At 73.6% G+C, this 17,927-nt stretch carries 17 protein-coding genes; 7 read left to right on the top strand and 10 right to left on the bottom strand.

What is annotated here, in order from left to right:
• Positions 1-15: 15 nt before the first annotated feature.
• The 6 genes from HDG69_RS01415 to HDG69_RS01390 form a co-directional block, all read right to left on the bottom strand.
• Positions 16-1,080, bottom strand: a complete 1,065-nt coding sequence (locus HDG69_RS01415; protein ID WP_171782000.1) for a LacI family DNA-binding transcriptional regulator — start codon at positions 1,078-1,080, stop codon at positions 16-18.
• 76 nt (positions 1,081-1,156) lie between these two features.
• A complete protein-coding gene (locus HDG69_RS01410; protein ID WP_171781999.1) occupies positions 1,157-2,818 on the bottom strand; it encodes an ATP-binding cassette domain-containing protein in 1,662 nt (553 codons plus the stop codon).
• 149 nt (positions 2,819-2,967) lie between these two features.
• Positions 2,968-3,798 carry a MerR family transcriptional regulator gene (locus HDG69_RS01405; RefSeq protein WP_171781998.1) on the bottom strand — a complete coding sequence of 277 codons (831 nt, stop codon included), beginning with the start codon at positions 3,796-3,798 and terminating at the stop codon, positions 2,968-2,970.
• 6 nt (positions 3,799-3,804) lie between these two features.
• On the bottom strand, positions 3,805-5,061 hold the full coding sequence (locus tag HDG69_RS01400) for an MFS transporter (RefSeq protein ID WP_171781997.1): 1,257 nt from the start codon (positions 5,059-5,061) through the stop codon (positions 3,805-3,807).
• A 94-nt stretch (positions 5,062-5,155) separates the two neighbouring features.
• Entirely contained in the window at positions 5,156-6,370 is a 1,215-nt protein-coding gene (locus HDG69_RS01395) for an aminotransferase class I/II-fold pyridoxal phosphate-dependent enzyme (RefSeq protein ID WP_171781996.1), read from the bottom strand.
• Between the two features lie 79 nt (positions 6,371-6,449).
• On the bottom strand, positions 6,450-7,118 hold the full coding sequence (locus HDG69_RS01390; RefSeq protein ID WP_171781995.1) for a pyridoxamine 5'-phosphate oxidase family protein: 669 nt from the start codon (positions 7,116-7,118) through the stop codon (positions 6,450-6,452).
• Between the two features lie 58 nt (positions 7,119-7,176).
• On the opposite strand from HDG69_RS01390, the gene pdxR reads away from it, so the two are divergent.
• Entirely contained in the window at positions 7,177-8,628 is a 1,452-nt protein-coding gene (pdxR, locus tag HDG69_RS01385; RefSeq protein ID WP_171781994.1) for a MocR-like pyridoxine biosynthesis transcription factor PdxR, read from the top strand.
• 216 nt (positions 8,629-8,844) lie between these two features.
• Here the strand turns inward: pdxR and HDG69_RS01380 are convergent, their stop codons facing one another.
• The 3 genes from HDG69_RS01380 to HDG69_RS01370 form a co-directional block, all read right to left on the bottom strand.
• Positions 8,845-9,210, bottom strand: coding sequence for a cupin domain-containing protein (locus tag HDG69_RS01380; protein WP_171781993.1), 366 nt, complete (start codon positions 9,208-9,210; stop codon positions 8,845-8,847).
• A 127-nt stretch (positions 9,211-9,337) separates the two neighbouring features.
• Complete coding sequence (locus HDG69_RS01375) at positions 9,338-10,249, bottom strand: transketolase family protein (protein ID WP_171781992.1); 912 nt, start codon at positions 10,247-10,249, stop codon at positions 9,338-9,340.
• A complete protein-coding gene (locus HDG69_RS01370) occupies positions 10,246-10,944 on the bottom strand; it encodes a thiamine pyrophosphate-dependent enzyme (RefSeq protein WP_171781991.1) in 699 nt (232 codons plus the stop codon). Before HDG69_RS01370 ends, HDG69_RS01375 begins: the two co-directional genes overlap by 4 nt.
• A gap of 52 nt (positions 10,945-10,996) precedes the next feature.
• On the opposite strand from HDG69_RS01370, the gene soxR reads away from it, so the two are divergent.
• From soxR to HDG69_RS01350, 4 genes are all read left to right on the top strand, one after another.
• Positions 10,997-11,479 (top strand): redox-sensitive transcriptional activator SoxR, encoded by a 483-nt coding sequence (soxR, locus tag HDG69_RS01365; protein WP_425483998.1) that lies wholly within the window; start codon positions 10,997-10,999, stop codon positions 11,477-11,479.
• 54 nt (positions 11,480-11,533) lie between these two features.
• The gene (locus tag HDG69_RS01360; RefSeq protein WP_171781990.1) at positions 11,534-12,745 is read left to right on the top strand and encodes an NAD(P)/FAD-dependent oxidoreductase; all 1,212 of its coding nucleotides are present in this window, start codon (positions 11,534-11,536) and stop codon (positions 12,743-12,745) included.
• A 4-nt stretch (positions 12,746-12,749) separates the two neighbouring features.
• Entirely contained in the window at positions 12,750-13,676 is a 927-nt protein-coding gene (locus HDG69_RS01355) for an RNA polymerase sigma-70 factor (RefSeq protein ID WP_171781989.1), read from the top strand.
• A 103-nt stretch (positions 13,677-13,779) separates the two neighbouring features.
• Positions 13,780-14,442, top strand: a complete 663-nt coding sequence (locus tag HDG69_RS01350; RefSeq protein WP_171781988.1) for an SDR family oxidoreductase — start codon at positions 13,780-13,782, stop codon at positions 14,440-14,442.
• A gap of 23 nt (positions 14,443-14,465) precedes the next feature.
• Here HDG69_RS01350 and HDG69_RS01345 read toward each other — a convergent pair whose 3' ends face one another.
• The gene (locus tag HDG69_RS01345) at positions 14,466-14,807 is read right to left on the bottom strand and encodes a nuclear transport factor 2 family protein (RefSeq protein WP_171781987.1); all 342 of its coding nucleotides are present in this window, start codon (positions 14,805-14,807) and stop codon (positions 14,466-14,468) included.
• Positions 14,808-14,912: 105 nt separating this feature from the next.
• On the opposite strand from HDG69_RS01345, the gene HDG69_RS01340 reads away from it, so the two are divergent.
• Together HDG69_RS01340 and HDG69_RS01335 are read left to right on the top strand one after the other, a co-directional pair.
• Positions 14,913-15,917 (top strand): phosphotransferase enzyme family protein, encoded by a 1,005-nt coding sequence (locus HDG69_RS01340; protein WP_171781986.1) that lies wholly within the window; start codon positions 14,913-14,915, stop codon positions 15,915-15,917.
• Between the two features lie 268 nt (positions 15,918-16,185).
• Entirely contained in the window at positions 16,186-17,925 is a 1,740-nt protein-coding gene (locus tag HDG69_RS01335; RefSeq protein WP_343036201.1) for a pyruvate dehydrogenase, read from the top strand.
• The last annotated feature ends 2 nt before the right edge of the window (positions 17,926-17,927 follow it).

Here is a 17,927-nt window from a genome sequence, read left to right as displayed (position 1 = left end):
CGGTCGACCGGACGGTCAGGGGGTGGTTCCAGGTCCGTCGCCGGCCGGAGTTGGCGCTGCTGCCGGCGGCGGACCCACCGAGTCCCGGTGCACGACCGGGCACGGCATGAGGTGGGGCTGGTCGTCCTCGGGGGGCTTGCGCACCCCGAGCGCGACCTCGGTGGCCCAGCGCCCCATCTGTGCATGGGGCAGGGCGATGGTCGTCAGGGGCGGGTCGAGCTCCCCGGCGACGAGCTGTTGGTCGTCGTAGCCGACGACGGAGAGGTCGCCGGGGATGTCGAGCCCCCGGCGGTGAGCGGCGACGTAGACGCCGGCGGCCATGCGGTCGTTGAAGCAGAAGATCGCCGTCGGACGGCGCTCGGCGGGCAGGTCGAGAAGCTCCACCATCGCTGCGCGACCGCCGGCGGCCGACGACTCGTACCGCACGTGGAGCGCCGGGTCGGGCCGGATGCCCGCCTCGGCGAGAACCTCGAGGTACCCCTCGTGCCGCAGGGCGGACGCGATCGGCGGGCTGTCCTCGTCGACGTCGACGTAGGCGATCCGCCGGTGCCCGGCCTCCACGAGCAGTCGGGTGGCGTCACGGCCGCCCGCCCGGTCGTCGGGGACGACGGCGGGGTACCCGCCGGTGGCCGGCCGGCAGTCGAGGAAGACGGTCCCCGCCGGCAGCCCGGCGGGGGCGTCGACGACGCGGTGCCACATCGCGGCGTAGACCAGGCCGTCCACCTGGTGACCGGTGAGCGCCTGCACCGCCTCGGCCTCCACCGCGGCGTCACCGTCGGTGTTGACGAGGAAGAGCAGGTGGCCGTGCTCGTGCGCGACCTCCTGGGCGCCGGCGAGCATGCGTCCGGCGAAGGGGGTGGTGGCGATCTGGTCGGAGACGAGACCGAGGGTCCGGGTGCGCTGGGTGCGCAGCCCGCGCGCGACGGAGTTGGGCGTGTAGCCGACGGTGGTGGCGGCCTCGCGGACGCGGTCCTGCGTGGCGGGCGAGATGCGCTGGGTGCGGCCGTTGAGCACGAGGGAGACGGTGCTCGTGGAGACGCCGGCCACCTGGGCCACGTCCGAGATCCGCGCTCGCGCCATGATCGGCCTCCTTACCGGTTCAATCGATTGAGCAGTCAATCGATTGAGCAAGTGTGACCCGCACCTTCCCCACTTGTCAACGTCCTGCGGGGCCGCCCTGCGCGACGTCGGCGAGCGGGCGACTCGCGACCAGCGACCCGTCCGCCCCGAGCACCAGCTCGCCGGTCAGCCCGAGCCGCCGCAGGAACGCCCGGTCGTGGCTGACCACCAGCAGGCCGCCGCGGTAGGACGACAACGCCTGCACGAGCTGGTCCGTGCTGGCCAGGTCCAGGTTGTTGGTCGGCTCGTCCAGCACGAGGAGCTGGGCCGGGGGGTCGCCGAGCAGCACGCCGGCCAGCGCCACCCGGAACCGTTCCCCGCCCGAGAGGGTGCCCACCGGCCGGTCGACCTGGTCGCCCCGCACGAGGAACCGCGCCAGACGGTTGCGCAGCTCCCGCGGCGCCACGTGCGGCGCCCGGCGGCGCACCTCGTCGAGCACGGTCGCGCCGTCGTCGAGCCCGTCGAGGCGTTGCGGCAGGTAGCCGACGCGCTCCGTGAGCGGCTGCGCCGTGGCGCGCGTGCCGCCGCCGCGCCCGGCCCCGCCGCCGCGGACGAGGCGTTCCAGCAGCGTCGTCTTGCCCACGCCGTTGGGCCCGGTCAGGGCGACCCGCTCCGGGCCCGCGATCACCGTCTCGCGCCCGTCGGCCCCGCGCAGCACCGCGAGCCTGCGCCCGGCCGGGACGTCGGGGTCGGGCAGGTCGACGACGATGCGGTCGTCGTCGCGCACGGCACGCTCCGCGACCGCCACGGCCTCACGGGCCCGCGACTCGGCCTCCGCGGCGGCGCCCCGCCGGGATCCCTGCGACTTCTGGGCGGCGTTGCGGCGGTCGTCGACGACCGCCTTGACGTACTTGCGGTTCGCGGCGTCCTTGCGACCCTGGCGCTCGGAGTGGGCGATGCGCTCCTGCGTGTCGATGCGCTGCCGTTTCTCGCGCCGCAGCGTCTGCTCGGCGTCGCGCAGCGCCGAGCGCGCGGCCTCCTGCTGCCCGGCGAGGTGGTCCTCGTACTGCGAGTAGGTGCCGCCGTACGTGGTCAGCGCGCCCGTGCGCAGCTCCGCCGTGGTGTCGACCAGCTCGAGCAGCTCGCGGTCGTGCGAGATCACCACGAGCGCGCCGCGCCAGGTGCGCACCAGCTCGTGGAGGCGCTCACGGGCCGAGCCGTCCAGGTTGTTCGTCGGCTCGTCGAGCAGGGCGACGTCGGCGCCGCCCAGCCGGATGCCGGTGATCGCGACGAGCACGGCCTCACCCCCGGACAGGGTCCCGACCCGACGGTCGAGCACCCCGGTGGCTGAGGCGGGCAGGACGTCCGCGCCGGCGAGCGCGGCGACGGCTCGTTCCTCCAGGTCCCACCCGTCCACGCCGACGACGTCGAACAGCTCGGGACGGACGTCGCCGTCGGCGATGGCCCGCACGGCGTCGACGACGGCACGCACGCCGAGCAGGTCGGCGACCGTCGCGTCGGTGTCCAGGGTGAGGCGTTGCGGCAGGTAGTCGGCGGTGCCGGCGACCGTCACCGTCCCCGAGGTGGGCGTCAGCCGACCGGCGACCAGGCGCAGCAGGGTCGACTTGCCGGTGCCGTTCAGACCGACGAGGCCGGTGCGGCCGGGGGTGAAGGTACCGGAGACACCGGCGACGGGGGTGGACCCGTCGGGCCAGGAGAACGTGAGGTCGCGCAGGACGACGGCGGGGGTGAGGGGCACGGGTGGCTCCAGGGGACGCGATGGCGTGCGCCGACGTCGTCCACCCACCGGGGGTGCACCGGTCCGGGTGCGGGCGAGCAGGGGTCAGCGCGAGGTCGTGGGACCGCCGTGCGTGTCCGTCACCCGACTCACCTTCCGTCCGCCCCCTCTCACACGCGGCCTGCCCGCGGGGACGACGTCGAGGCTGTCACCGGCGGCGGCTCGTCGTCAACCGCATTCTCCGAGGTCCGCGAGAGGATCCGGGACTCGAGCAGCCGGTACGCCCGCAGCTGCTGCTCGTTGAGCACCGCGTCGGTGTACTCGGTGAGGACCTCCTCGGACCCGCTCAGGTCGAGCGGGAGCTCGGCCGCGGCGAGCTCGTCCACGACCGGACCGTAGACCTCCAGGTAGTCCTCGACCAGTGCCGAGATCTCCCCGTCGGGGCTGGTGGGTCCGAGCCGCTCGAAGCGCTCCGGCAGGTCGTTCCCCCTCGCGTCGAGGACGGCGTCGCCGAGCCTCTCGTAGAGGCCGGCCAGGTGCGGCATCCCCTCCTCGCCGGCCAGGTGGGCCAGCAGCACCGCCTGGTCACGGTCGATCCTGGCCAGGATGCCCATCGACGGGTGGACGCCGAAGAACGGCGCCAGCTCGGGTGGCAGGTCGGGGGCCACGTGGTGGTCGCGCAGCTGGGCGATCACCGCCCGCTGGCGGGCCAGCCGGTCCATCTGACCGGCCAGCTCACGATCCAGCTCGTCCAGGAGCTCACCCGACTCGCCCCCCGCACCGCCGGCCTCCGCGTTCTCCAGCAGGGCCGGCACCTGGTCGAGCGGGATCCCGAGGGCGGCGAGCCGTCGGATCCGCAGCACGCGCACCAGGTCGCGCACGTCGTAGCGGCGATACCCGTTGCTGCTCCGCTCAGGCTCGTCGAGGACGCCTACCTGGTGGTAGTGGCGCAGCGTCCGGACGGACACCCCGGCGAGCCGGGCCAGCTCGTTGCTATGCACCGTTCGTCACCACCGTCGTCCCCTCTGTGTCCCTGTGGACGGCCCCTCTGGCCGTTCCAGGTTACGCAAGGACCGGGCGAGCAGCCCGACCACCGCGGCGACGAGCCACACGCCCGCGAGCGTGATCGCTGCTGCGTCGAGGCTGACGAACTCGGTGATGACGGCAGCGATGACGATGCCGAGCGGTGGCGCGGCGGTCATCATGGAGTTCTGCGTCCCCATGACGCGCCCGCGCATCTGCTCGGGGATCCGTTCGATCATCAGCACGCCGACGAGGCTGCTGAACAGCCCGCCGGACAGCCCGACGACGAACGCGCCGGCGAACACCACCCACACCGAGGCGAGCGTCGCGACGACGGCGAACCCGACCGTGGTCCCGACGATCCCGGTGACGAACCACCACCGGCGCCGCCCCCGCGTACCGAACAGCGCGTAGGAGCCACCGCCGAGGAGCATCCCGGCCGCCAGGGCCGTCAGGACGTAGCCGAGCATGCCCGGCTGGTCGGCGAGCGTGAAGTAGACCGGCAGGACCAGCGCCTGCAGCGCGGCGAGCACCACCACGGAGGCAAGGCTGAGCAGCGTGGTCGCCATCAGGAAGCGGCTGCGGAACAGCACGCGCCAGCCTTCTCGCAGCTGGGTCCACCCGCTCGCCGGCACGGCGTCCGCGTCGGCCTCGGGGAGGTCGCGGGCGATGTCACCGACCCGGTGCGGGATGAGCAGCGTGAGCAGTGCGGCGAGCAGGGACGTCGCCGCGGTGATCCACAGCACGGTCGACCCGTCGAACAGCACCATGAGGGTGCCTGCGGCCGCCGGGCCGATCAGCATCGCCACCGCCCCCAGGCTCTCCCGCATGCCCATCAGTCGCTCGGAGGAGACCTTGCCGTGCCGCACGATCGCGGGCAGCAGGGCGTCCCTCGCGGTCAAGCCCGGCACGTCCCCGACGGAGCCGATGATCCCGAACAGGATGAACCAGCCGAGGTTCAGCCCGGTGATCAGGTCGACGACCGGCAGGGCCGCGATCGCCGCCGCGGAGACGAGGTCGGTGAGCACGGAGGACGTGCGCCGGTTGATCCGGTCGATCACCACGCCCATGAAGAGGCCGGCGAGCACCGCGGGGACGGCGGTCGCCGCGGCGAGCGCCCCCATCCCCAGGACGCTCCCGGTCATCTGGAGCACGATCAGCGGAAGCGCGATCCCGGCGATGGAGTTGCCCAGCAGGGACAGCGTGTAGGACGCCAGGTAGGCGACGGGTACGAGTCTCATGGGACCAGTGAGAACTATGACGTCGCGTCGGGGTCAAGGGTGACGTCCGACACGCGGCCGTCCGGCACCGGTCGCCCGCCGCGGGGCGACCCGACTACCGCCGCGTGGCGAGGAACTCCCCGATCCGGCCGATGGCCTCTTCGAGCACCTCGACGTCGGGCAGGGTGACGAGCCGGAAGTGGTCGGGTGCCGTCCAGTTGAACCCGGTGCCGTGCGTGACGAGGATCTTCTTGGACCGCAGCAGGTCGATGACGAACTGCTGGTCGTCGTCGATCCGGTAGACCTCGGGGTCGAGCCGGGGGAAGCAGTACAGCGCTCCGCGCGGTCGCACCGACGAGACCCCGGGGATCTCGTTGAGCAGCTTGTCCGCGAGCATCGTCTGCTCGTGGAACCGGCCCCCCGGCACGATGAGCTCGTCGATCGACTGGTACCCGCCGAGCGCCGTCTGGATGGCGTGCTGAGCCGGCACGTTCGCGCACATGCGCATGTTGGCCAGCAGCGTCAGGCCCTCGAGGAACTCGGTGGCGGTCTCCTTCGGGCCGGAGATCATCACCCAGCCGGCCCGGTACCCGCAGACCCGGTACGCCTTGGACAGCCCGCTGAACGTCAGGCAGAGCACGTCGGAGCCTGCGGCGGTGGCGGCGTGGTGGTGCACGGCGTCGTCGTAGAGGATCTTCTCGTAGATCTCGTCGGCGAGGACGACCAGGTCGTGGCGCCGCGCGATGTCGACGAGCGCCTCGACCATCTCCTTGCTGTAGACGGCCCCGGTGGGGTTGTTCGGGTTGATGATCACCAGCGCGTGCGTGTTCTCGGTGATCTTCGACTCGATGTCCTCGAGGTCCGGCATCCAGCCGTTCGACTCGTCGCAGACGTAGTGCACGGGCGTGCCGCCGGTGAGGGTGACGGCGCCCGTCCACAGGGGGTAGTCGGGGGCCGGCACGAGGATCTCGTTGCCGTCGTCGACGAAAGCCTGCAGCACCATCGAGATGAGCTCCGACACGCCGTTGCCGATGAAGACGTCGTCCACCATCGTGTCCCGCAGCCCGCGCGACTGGTAGTACTGCGCCACCGCCGTGCGTGCCTCGTAGATACCCCGGGAGTCGCTGTACCCCTGTGCCTCCGGGAGGCTCTGCGTGACAGCCGTCTGGATCGCCTCGGGGGCGTCGAAGCCGAACGGCGCGGTGTTGCCGATGTTCAGCTTGAGGATGCGGTGACCCTCTGCCTCGAGGCGCTGCGCCTCGACGAGGATCGGGCCGCGGACGTCGTAGCGGACTCCGCGGAGCTTCTGGGACTGCCGGATGGTGCGCACCCGCCCATCTTCGCCGGTCGCAGGCGCTCGCGCGAACAGCCAATCGTCGACCGGTGGCCTGGGTTCGTCCGACGCAGCCTCATCGCAGTCGCGCCGCCAACGCCGCGACCGAGGGCGCCGGCGGCACGTCGGCCGAGAGCGCGCTGGGTTCCGGCGTGCCCGCCGCCACGGCCAGCGGAAGCACGCCCGCCCACACGCCGTGGTCCTCGCCGTCGTCCGACGCCTCCCCCGCCCCGCCGCTGCGGGTCTTGACGCTGACCCGGTCGAGGGGCACCTGGAGCACCTGGGTGGCAGCGACCTCCCGGGGGGTCATCTCACGCACCTCCGCGCGGCGACCGGGCATGAGGTGGTCGCCCACCTGCCACAACGCCTCGACCCGCAGCTCGCGGGGCACCACGGTGGCGCGGCCGACGATCATCGCGGACCGGTAGTTGGCGGAGCTGTCGTTCAGGGAGCGGGCGTAGACGAGGCCGTCCAGGTGCGAGATCGCCACCGACACGGGCACGCCGTCGCTCCCGGCGTCGAGGAACAGGCCGCCGCCGGTGGAGCCGTGCAGCAAGAGCCTCCGCCCGAGCCCGTCTCCGAGGTCGCCGACGCCGTACAGGTAGGGCAGCACGACAGGCCATCCGTCGCGGACCATCGCGACGTGCGCGAGGTGGCCGTCGGCGAGGATGCCGTCGAGGACGGCGGGGTCGTCGGTCTGACGGTCGGGCTTGCGGCGGACGGTCAGGTTCGGGCAGGTGCTCATGCCACCGACCGTACGAAGGTCGCTGGACTACCCTGTAGTCCAGTTCTCTTCTGATCGGATGGACCACTTGGCGAACACGACCTCCCCGACCAAGGCAGCTCGCGTCGCCGAACTCGTGCGCGACATGGTCCACGACGGCCGCCTGGCCGAGGGCGACACCCTGCCCTCGACCCGGGCGCTCGCCGCCGAGCTCGGCCTGTCGCGCGGCACCGTCACCGCCGCCTACGAACAGCTCGACGGCGAGGGGTACGTGGTGCTGCGCCACGGAGCCGTGCCCCGCGTCGCAGCCACCCTCGGAGGGACGCGCCAGGGCCTGCCGTCCGCGGGCACCGACGCTCGGGCCCACCCCGCGCCGTCCGCACCCGGCTCGACGGCGCCGCCCCGCGCCGTCGTCGACCTGCGGCCCGGCGTCCCCTCCGCCGCCGCCGTCTCCGAGCGGGACTGGCGTGCGGCGTGGCGGCACGCGGCCGCCCGACCGGTCGAGGCCACCTACCCCGACCCGGCCGGCGAGCCCGCGCTGCGCACCCAGGTCGCGAACCAGCTCACCCTCAGCCGGGGATTCACGCCGGACCCGGACCGGGTCGTCGTCACCGGCGGCACGGCGGAGGCGATCTCCCTGGTCACCGAGTCCCTCACCGCCCCGGACCACGCACCCCGGGTGGCGGTGGAGAACCCCGGGTTCCGCGCCGGACGGCGGGCCATCGCCTCCGCAGGCGGCGCCGTCGTCCCCGTCCCCGTGGTCGCCCAGGGCATGGACCTCGGCGCCCTGCGGGCCGCGCACGCCCGCGAGCGCCTCGACGCCGTGCTGGTCACCCCGAGCCACCAGTACCCGCTGGGCGGTGCGATGCCCGTCGCCGCACGCCACCGGCTGCTCGCCTGGGCCGCGGCCGAGTGCGTGCTCGTCGTCGAGGACGACTACGACTCCGAGTTCCGCCACCGGGGCGCCCCGCTGCCGGCGCTGGCCGCGCTCGACGACCGCGGCGTCGTCGTGCACGTCGGGTCGTTCTCCAAGGTCCTCGACCCCGGGCTGCGGTGCGGGTACCTCGTGCTCCCCGTTCGTGACGACGCCCCGGACGGCGGCACCCCGGCCGCGGTCCTCGCCGCCCGCTCGGGCCGCGGCGCCACGGTGGCGAGCGTGACCCAGCACGCGCTGGCCCACCTGATGTCGACGGGGGCGCTGCGTCGCCACGTCGCCCGGTGCCGCCGCGACTACCGGGCCAAGCGCCGGACGGTCGCCGAGACGTTCGAGGGGGTGCCCGGTGTGCGGGTCGGGGCGCTGGACGGCGGGCTGCACGCGGTCCTGGAGCTGGACCGCACCCCGGCGGCCGACCTGGTCGCACGACTGGCCGCCCGCGGTGTGCTCGTCGCCGATCTGCAGGACTACGTGGTGCCCGGGTCCGGCCTGACGCTGAACGGCATCGTGCTCGGCTACGCGCCGCCGTCGGGCACGTCGCTGCGTGACGCGCTGCGCACGATCCGCGCCGAGCTCGGACCAGAGCCGCGGCCTTGATCCAGGTTTCGCCGAACACCCCGTGGCGACCCTCGACCCCGGCCGACCTCACCGCGGACTCCGAGGAGGCGAGCACGGCCCTCAGCCGGTCCTCGCACTCGCGGAGCTCGACCAGTCGTCCTCCGAGAACGCACGGACGGTCGCGGCGCGGCCAGCTGCACCCGGAACCCTCGCCGTGCTCGACGAGGACGCCAGGACTCTGCTGCGGCAGCAGAGTCAGCCGAGCTCCTGGAGCGGGGACGTCCGCTCCCCGCCGGCGTCGCCGGTGTTGACGGTGCCCTGCGGCTCGATGAGCAGCGCCTGGACCTCGCCGTCGGCCAGCGGGCAGTGCTCCACGCCCCTCGGGACGACGAAGACGTCGTGCGGGCCGAGGTGGACGTCGCGATCGCGGAGCTGGATGGTGAGCCGGCCACTGAGGACGAGGAACAGCTCGTCGGTGTCGGGGTGGCTGTGCCACACGAACTCGCCGTCGAGCTTGACCACCTTGACGTCGTAGTCGTTGACGCTCGCCAGGCGGTGGGGCTGCCAGGGTTCGGGGACGGCGGACAGGGCGGTGAGGATGTTGCGCACGTCGTCGGTCACACCGGCAGCCTAGGCGTCGCTGCGTCGGGCGACGATCGCCGCGTCAGGACGGTGGCCGTCGTCGGTGCGCTGGCCCGGTGCGACGCCGTGGAGACTCACGCATCAGCTGGCGATGCGTGACCGTCCGCTACGTCGGCCGCTCCAGGAGCTCCGTCACCTGCTGTCGCACCCCCGCGGCGTCGAGCCCGTGGGCCGCCGCGTGGTCGCGGGGGGTGCCGTAGCGGCGCAGCTCGGCGTCTCGCGGCACCCCGACGTGCCGCACCCGCGACGGTCGGTCGGCGAGCGCCGCGGCCACCGCGGCCGCGCTCGTCCCGGCCAGGTACGGCTCGACGACGGCGAGCCGCGGCGTCGGCCCGACGAGCTCGCGCAGGCCCGCGGCGTCGAGCGGGTGCGGTGTGCCCGTGTGGGCCACGCGGACCGGCAGGTCGCCGGTGGCGGCGAGGACGACGTCGAGCATCGGCCCGACGGCGAGGACCAGCGGTGCGCTCGCGGCTCCCTCGCGGACCAGGTGGACCCGGCCGTCCACCGGCTGCGGGCGGGCGTTGCGCTGTCCCGAGAGCCGCACGTAGACCCTCCCCGCCCCGCCGGCCTCGCGGTGCAGCAGCTCGGCGACCTCGTCACCGTGGCCGGGCACGTGCACGGTCCAGCCGGGCAGCGCCGCCATCAGGGCGACGTCGGCGGGCGCCTGGTGGGTGCGTCCGGCCGAGCTCATGTCGTACGACGCCCCGGCGCTGACGAGCAGCGCGCCCACGTCCTGATGACCGAGGTCCAGCTTCACCTGCTCGTAGGCCCGCTCCACGAGGAACGGGGCGAAGGTGTGCACGATCGGTCGCCGCCCGGCCAGCGCGAGCCCGCCCGCGACCCCGACCATGGCCTGCTCGCGGATTCCCACGTCGACCACCTGGTCCGGGCGTCGCGTGATCGTCTCGCTGACGTACCCCGCCCCGATGACGGCCAGCACGAGCACGGCGTCGGGGTGCGCGGCGAGCGCCGGGTCCAGCTCGGCGTAGAACCGGGCACGCAGGTCGGCGGCGCTCATCGTCCCTCCTCCGGGTCGGTGCCGGGCACGTCGACGACGACGGCGGTGGGGCGGTCGGGGGCGGTGCCCCGGAGCGCGGCGGCGAGCGCCGCGTGGTCGTGGGTGCCGACGTCGGACGCCTGCCAGCCCTCGAGCGCGAAGCGGGCGGCGATCCCGCCGGGCCAGCCGAGGTTGTCGCTGTGGTTGTCGACGACGACGCAGGTGAGGTTGTCGAGGCCGAACCGGCCGGCGACGGCGATCGCCTCGGCGTTGCTGCCCTCGTCCAGCTCGGCGTCGCCGACGAGGACGACGACGCGCGCCCGGGACCGGTCGCGCAGCCCGAGCGCCATGCCGACCGCGATCGGCAGGCCGTGGCCGAGGGACCCGCTGCCGATCTCGATGCCGGGCACGAGAGTGCGGTCCGGGTGGTGGCCGAGCGGCGAGTACCAGGAGGCGACGTCGTCGAGCCACGCGGCGGGGAAGAACCCCTTGGCCGCCAGGACGGCGTAGGTGGAGGCGGGGCCATGCCCCTTGGAGAGCAGGAACCGGTCACGTTCGGGGTGCTCGGGGTCGTCGGGAAACACGCGCAGCACCTGGTCGTAGAGCACCCAGACGACGTCGAGGGTGGAGTGCGCGCTCGGGTCGTGCTTCTCGTCGCCCGTGACGCGGGCGACGAGGTCGGAGACCGCCACGGGGACGGTGCGGGTGGTGGTCATGCTTCGATCGTGTAAGTTCAACCTCACTTGAAGTCAAGGCCTGGAGGACCGCGTGCCGATCGAGCGTTACCTGACCATCGGGGAGCTCTCCCGCCGCAGCGGGGTGGCCCCCTCGGGGCTGCGGTACTACGAGTCGCTCGGGCTGATCGGCTCGCAGCGCACGTCCGGCAACCAGCGGCGCTACGACCGCACCACCCTGCGGCGGGTCGCCTTCGTCCGCACGGCCTCCCGCGTCGGCCTCACCCTCGACCAGATCGCCGAGGCCCTCGCCACCCTGCCCGAGGCCCGCACCCCCACCGCGGAGGACTGGACGCGGTTGTCCCGGTCGTGGCGGCCGCTCCTCGACGCCCGCATCGCGGCGATCGAGCGGCTGCGCGACCAGCTGGACTCCTGCATCGGGTGCGGCTGCCTGTCCCTGGAGCGCTGCATGCTCCAGAACCCCGCCGACAACGCCGCAGCGCTCGGGCCCGGCGCGCGCTACCTCGAGGGCGACAGCCCGGCGGACGCCGCACAGGCAGCGATCCAGGCCGGCTGACCAGCACCGGCCGGGCCGGTGTCACAGCCACGGGCGCTGTCTCGTCCCGTGGGCATGAGCACCTCACACCAGACACCGAGCACACACGTCCTGATCGTCGGGGCAGGGTTCGCCGGCGGCCTGGCCGCCGTCCGGCTGGCGGGACGCTCCCGCGGCCGGGTGCGCGTCACGGTCGTCAACCCGCGCCCGACGTTCGTCAACCGGCTGCGCCTGCACCACGTCGCGATCGGACGGCAGGTCCCCGCACCGTCCGTCCGCACCCTGCTGGGATCGCGGGTCTCGTTCCTCAAGGGCTGGGTCGCCGACCTCGACCCCGACGCCGGTCACGCCACCGTCTCCGGACCGGACGGCACGCGCCGGATCGGGTTCGACCGGGTGGTGCTCGCCACGGGGAGCACCACCGAGCCGGTCCCCGTCCCGGGTGGGGAGCACACCCACGGCGTCGCCGACCTGGCCGCCGCGGAGCGTCTGCGGTCCGCGTTCGCCCGGGCTGCGCCCGGTTCTGCCCTCGCCGTCGTCGGTGGCGGGTTCACCGGCCTGGAGACCGTCGGCGAGCTGGCCGAGGCCCGGCCCGACGTCCACGTCCGGCTGGTCACCTCCGGTGAGGCAGCCGGGTGGTTCAGCCCCCGAGCCGCCCGCCATGTGCGTGCCGGCCTGGACCGGCTCGGCGTCGAGGTCGTCGACAGGGCCCGGGTCCGCGCGGTCGAGCACGACCGGCTGCTGCTCGACGACGGCGCCGAGGTGCCGTCCGACCTCACGGTGTGGTGCGGCGGCCTCGCGGCGCCTCCCCTGGCCCGGGAGTCGGGGCTGGCCGTCGACGACGCCGGTGCCGCCGTGACCGACGGCGCCCTGCGGTCCGTGTCCCACCCGCAGGTGATGGCCGTCGGCGACGCCGGCCACGCGACGGCCCCGCACGGCGGCCGGTACAGCATGTCGTGCCAGTTCGCGTTCCCCTCCGGGGCGCACGCCGCCGACGTGCTGCGCGACGAGGTCCTCAGGGTGACCGACGGCGCCCCGGCCCCGCTCGACCTCGGGTTCCAGGGGCGCTGCGTCAGCGTGGGCGGCCGCACCGCGGTCCTGCAGCTCACCACACGCGACGACGTCGCCACCGACAAGGCGTGGACCGGGCCCGGCGTGAACGCGTTCAAGCGGTTCCAGGTGCGCGGCGTGGTCTCCGCGGTCGGCTTCGCCCGCCGGGTGCCGGGCGCGATCCGCTGGCCCGGGGCCGACACGTCCCGCACCGCGGACGTCGGCGTGGCAGGCTGACGGCGTGTCCCGCACCGAGGAGTTCACGGCGCTGCGACCGCTGCTGTTCGCGATCGCCTACCGGGTCCTGGGCAGCGTGAGCGAGGCCGAGGACGCCGTCCAGGAGACCTGGTTGCGCTACGAGGGCACGACGGCGCAGCCCGCGTCGGTGAAGTCGTTCCTGTCCGCAGTGGTCACCCGCATCTCGATCGACGTGCTCCGGTCCGCCCGCGTGCGCCGCGAGGAGTACACGGGTACGTGGTTCCCCGAGCCGCTGCTGGACGACCCCTACGAGGACCCGGAGCGCTCGGCCGAGCTCGCGGACTCGGTCTCGATGGCGGCGTTGGTCCTGCTGGAACGGCTCAGCCCCCTGGAACGGGCGGTGTTCGTGCTCCGCGAGGTCTTCGGGGTCGACTTCGCCGAGATCGCGTCCGCCGTGGACCGCTCCGAGGCGGCGTGCCGACAGCTGGCGGTCCGGGCCCGTCGCCACATGGCCGAGGGACGGCCCCGCTTCGACGCCGACCGCCGCGAGCGCACCGAGCTCGCCGCCCGGTTCGTCGAGGCCTTCCGCGAGGGCGACGTCGAGGGGCTCACCGAGCTCCTCGCCGCGGACGTCCAGGTCATCGGGGACGGTGGCGGCAAGGCGCCGGCGTTCGCGCGCCCCGTCAGCGGCCGGGCCAAGGTGGTCCGGGCGTTCACGGCGTTCGGGGACCTGCTGACGGCGGGCGACGTGGTGATCGAGCAGCACGAGGTCAACCACCAACCGGGCATGGTGGTCCGCACCACGGACCACCGGCTGCTCGCCGTCATGGCGCTCGACGTCCTCGACGGGCACATCCAGACCGTCCGCGGGGTGATGAACCCCGACAAGCTCGCCCACCTGGGCCCGGTCGCGGACGCCTGGGCGGTGCACGCGGAGGTGGCCCGGGCCCGCCGCGACCGACGGGTGTGAGGGTCGCCGCGGGCCCGAGAGCCGTGGCGCTGGCGCTCGACCGCTTCGTGCGTCACGGTGGGAGCACCCGCCCGCACTCCCCCGAACATCCACGGAGGTCCTCATGAAGGTCGTCGTCATCGGCGCGCTCGGCAAGGTCGCACGCCGTCTGCTCCCCCTGCTCGCCGAGGACGGGAACGACGTCATCGGCGTGGTCCGCAAGCCCGAGCAGCTCGACGAGGTGCGCGGCCTGGGTGCCGAGGCGCTGCTGCTCGACGTCGAGAACGCGAGCACCGAGGAGATCGCCGCGGCCCTCGGCGGCACGGACGCCGTGGTGTGGACGGCCGGGGCCGGTGGTGGAAGCCCTGACCGCACCTACGCCGTCGACCGCGACGCCGCCGTCCGCTCCATGGACGCCGCTGCGGACGCCGGGGTCGCCCGCTACGTCATGGTGTCCTGGATCGGCTCCGTGCCGGACCACGGGGTCCCCGAGGACTCGAGCTTCTTCGCCTACGCGGACGCCAAGCTCGCCGCCGACGACCACCTGCGCGGCACGGACCTGGACTGGACGATCCTCGGCCCGGGCAGCCTCACCGAGGACGCCGCCACCGGTCGCATCGAGCGCGTGGCCGACGGCGTGAGCCCGGCCCGCGGCGAGGAGTCGGCGGTGCCGCGCGCCGACGTCGCCCAGGTGGTCGTCGACACGTTGCGCGAGCCGCTGACGGTCGGGAAGTTCGTGCGGTTCCGCAGCGGCGAGACCCCGATCCCGGACGCGCTGCGCGGCTGACGGCACGGGGCGGACGGGGCGCCTCAGTCGGGCGTGTGCTGGTGCAGCAGGAGGCGCCAGCTCTCGCCGTGCCGCACGTAGGTGCTGGCCAGGGTGGCGGCGTAGGTGTCCTGGCCGCGCCGCCCGGTGAACCGGTAGACGACGGTGGCGGCGTCCCCGCTGCGGACCAGCCGCGCGTCGGAGAGGTCGACCTCGTCCCAGCCGGGCGAGGCATCCATCGCGGCGACGCACCCCGCCTTGTCCAGCACCGCGCCGGGGACCACCACCACGGCGTCCTCGTGGAGCACCTCCGCGTAGTCGGCGCCGGAGCCGGCGGCGAGCCGGTCGTCGATCGCCAGGAGCTCGTCGGTCGTCGCTTCGCTCATCGTTCGACCGTAGGCTCCGGCCGCCGGTCGTGCACCCGGCGTCGGTGGGCGGGCGCGACAAAAAGCGTTGCCCGGCCTGTTCCGGGCAGGTGATGATGACCGGCGATGATGCTGCTGGGAGAGATCGACCGTCTGCGACGGACCGTGACCGACGCCTGGGAGAGCCCGGTCGCCGACGAGGCGGCCGCGGCCTGGGGGTATCCGTCCGGGACGGCGAAGTGGTGGCGCTCCAGCGCCTCGCACGTCTTCGTGCTGCCCGACCCGGCCGGGAAGCGATTCCTGCGGCTCCTGCCCGACACCCCCCGAGGGGTCGGGCCCGTGGTCGCGGTGACCACGCTGATGAACCGGCTCGCGACCGACGGGGCGGCGGTGGTCCGCCCGGTCCCTGCCCGGGACGGGGCTCTGGTCGCGACGGTGCCGACGGCGCTGGGGACGATGCACGCCATGGTGGTCGAGGCCGCCCCCGGCGACGAGCTCGACGTGGACGACCTCACCGAGGACCACGCCCGGGCCTGGGGCCGGTCGCTCGCCTCGGTGCACGATGCAGCGGCGGGCGTCGACGCAGGTCTGCCCGTCGCCTTCGCCGAGCTGAGCGAGGTTCCCGAGAGGTTCGCGGACGACCCCCTCCTGGTGAGGGCCGCGGCGTTCCTGTCCGACCGGCTCGCCGCCCTGCCGCGCGACGACGCACGGTTCGGGGTGGTCCACGGCGACTTCGAGCTCGACAACCTCGCCTGGGACAGAGGCCGAGCGACCGCCTTCGACCTCGACGAGGCCGCCGTGTCCTGGTACGCCGCCGACGTCGCCTACGCTCTGCGTGACCTCACCGGGCCTGACGGGAAGCCCGAGGCGGCGCACCGAGGACTCTTCCGGGCGTTCGTCGCCGGGTACCGCAGCGTGCGGCCGCTCGACGACGCCGACCAGGAGAACCTGAGACTCTTCGCCGGGGTGCACGCCGTCTGCTCGCTGGTCCGCATCACCGAGGCGATCGGCACGCCCGGCCACGACGACCCTGCGTGGAGGGCGGAGCTCAGGTCCCGCCTGACCGCCATGGCCGGCTCCCACCGGGACCTGGCGATCACCGTCGCCCGAGCCACCCAGACCTCGAGCTGACGGACTCCCGGCATCCGCTCACCCCACGATGGGCGCCCGCGGCGCACGGTCTCCTTCGGGGGGCGTTCGCAGAGCAGGATCCGTGGGGGCTGGGCGTGAGCCGCACGTGCTGCGGTGTCACCGTTTCCGCGGTCCTGTCATACGCCTCGTGACGTCCGCCTCCGTGCGGACCGTACTGTGCCGAGCGACACCGTCCTTCCCCGCGCAGCGAGAGCCCACCTGGGGCAGCATCGCAAGGGACCGTCACCACCACCCTTGGGAGGTCCCCGTGGCCCGTACCGTGGCAGAACACCTCGTCGACCAGCTCGTCGCCGCCGGCGTCGAACGCATCTACGGCATCGTCGGGGACTCGCTCAACCCGATCGTCGACGCGGTGCGCCGCACCGAGGGCATCTCCTGGGTGCACGTGCGGCACGAGGAGGCCGCCGCGTTCGCCGCCGCCGCGGAGGCCGAGGTGACCGGGAAGCTGGCCGTGTGCGCCGGGTCGTGCGGGCCCGGCAACCTGCACCTCATCAACGGCCTGTACGACGCGAACCGCTCGAAGCTGCCCGTGCTCGCGATCGCCTCGCACATCCCGAGCGCGGAGATCGGCACCCAGTTCTTCCAGGAGACCCACCCGGACCGTCTGTTCACCGAGGCGTCGGTGTTCTCGGAGATGATCTCGACGGCGGCCCAGCTGCCCCGTGTCACCCGTTCGGCGATCCAGCACGCGCTGGCCGCGCCGGGCGTCGCCGTGCTCACGCTGCCCGGTGACGTGGCGGACCACGAGGTGCCCGACGACGACGCCCCCATCCTCATCCCCGGCGCCTGCCCCGCCCGGGTGCTGCCGAACGAGGCGGACGTGACCGCGCTCGCCCGGGCGATCAACGACGCCGAGAAGGTCACGCTGTTCGTCGGGGCCGGCGCCCGCGAGGCCCGGTCGGAGGTGCTCGAGCTCGCCGACCTCGCGGCCGCCCCCGTGGGCCACTCGCTGCGCGGCAAGGAGATCATCCAGTACGACAACCCGCACGACGTCGGCATGTCGGGCCTGCTCGGGTACGGGTCCTGCCACCAGGCGGTCTTCGGGGCGGACCTGCTGGTCCTCGTCGGGACCGACTTCCCGTACGCCTCGTTCCTGCCCGACGACGTCCCGACCGCGCAGATCGACATCGACGCCTCCCACCTGGGCCGGCGCACCCGTCTCGACCTGCCCGTGCACGGTGACGTCGCCGAGACCCTCCGGCTGCTCAACCCGCTCGTGGAGCGCAAGACGAACCGCAAGTTCCTGCGCCGCATGGTCGACAAGCACGCGGAGAACATGACCAAGGTGGTGGGTGCCTACACCCGCAAGGTGGAGAAGCACCTGCCCATCCACCCCGAGTACGCGGCGGTCCAGCTCGACGAGACCGCCGCCGACGATGCCGTCTTCACCGTGGACACGGGGATGAACAACGTCTGGGCGGCCCGCTACCTCACGCCCAACGGGCGCCGTCGCGTGATCGGCTCGTTCATCCACGGCTCGATGGCCAACGCGCTGCCGCACGCGATCGGGGCAGCCTTCGCCCAGCCGGACCGCCAGGTGGTCGCGATGGCCGGCGACGGCGGACTCGCCATGCTGCTCGGCGAGCTCATCACCGTGCGTGCCTACGACCTGCCGGTGAAGATCGTCGTGTTCAACAACTCCACCCTCGGCATGGTGAAGCTGGAGATGCTGGTCGAAGGGCTGCCGTCGCACGGCACCGACTCCCCCGAGATGGACTACGCGGCGATCGCGGCCGCCGTCGGGATCCCTGCCACCCGCGTGGTGAAGCCGAAGGACCTGCGCAGGACGTTCGCGGAGCACCTGGACGCCCCCGGGCCGGCGCTGGTGGAGGTGATGACCGACCCGAACGCCCTGTCCATCCCCCCGTCGATCACCTCCGGGCAGATCCGCGGTTTCGCCACCGCCATGACCAAGGAGATCCTCGGTGGCGGCATGGGCGAGGTCATGTCGATGGCCCGCTCGAACCTGCGCAACCTGCCGCGCTGAGC

The organism is Isoptericola halotolerans (genome assembly GCF_013149785.1).
Lineage (GTDB): Bacteria > Actinomycetota > Actinomycetes > Actinomycetales > Cellulomonadaceae > Isoptericola > Isoptericola halotolerans.
This window is presented reverse-complemented; position numbering and strand designations above follow the sequence as displayed.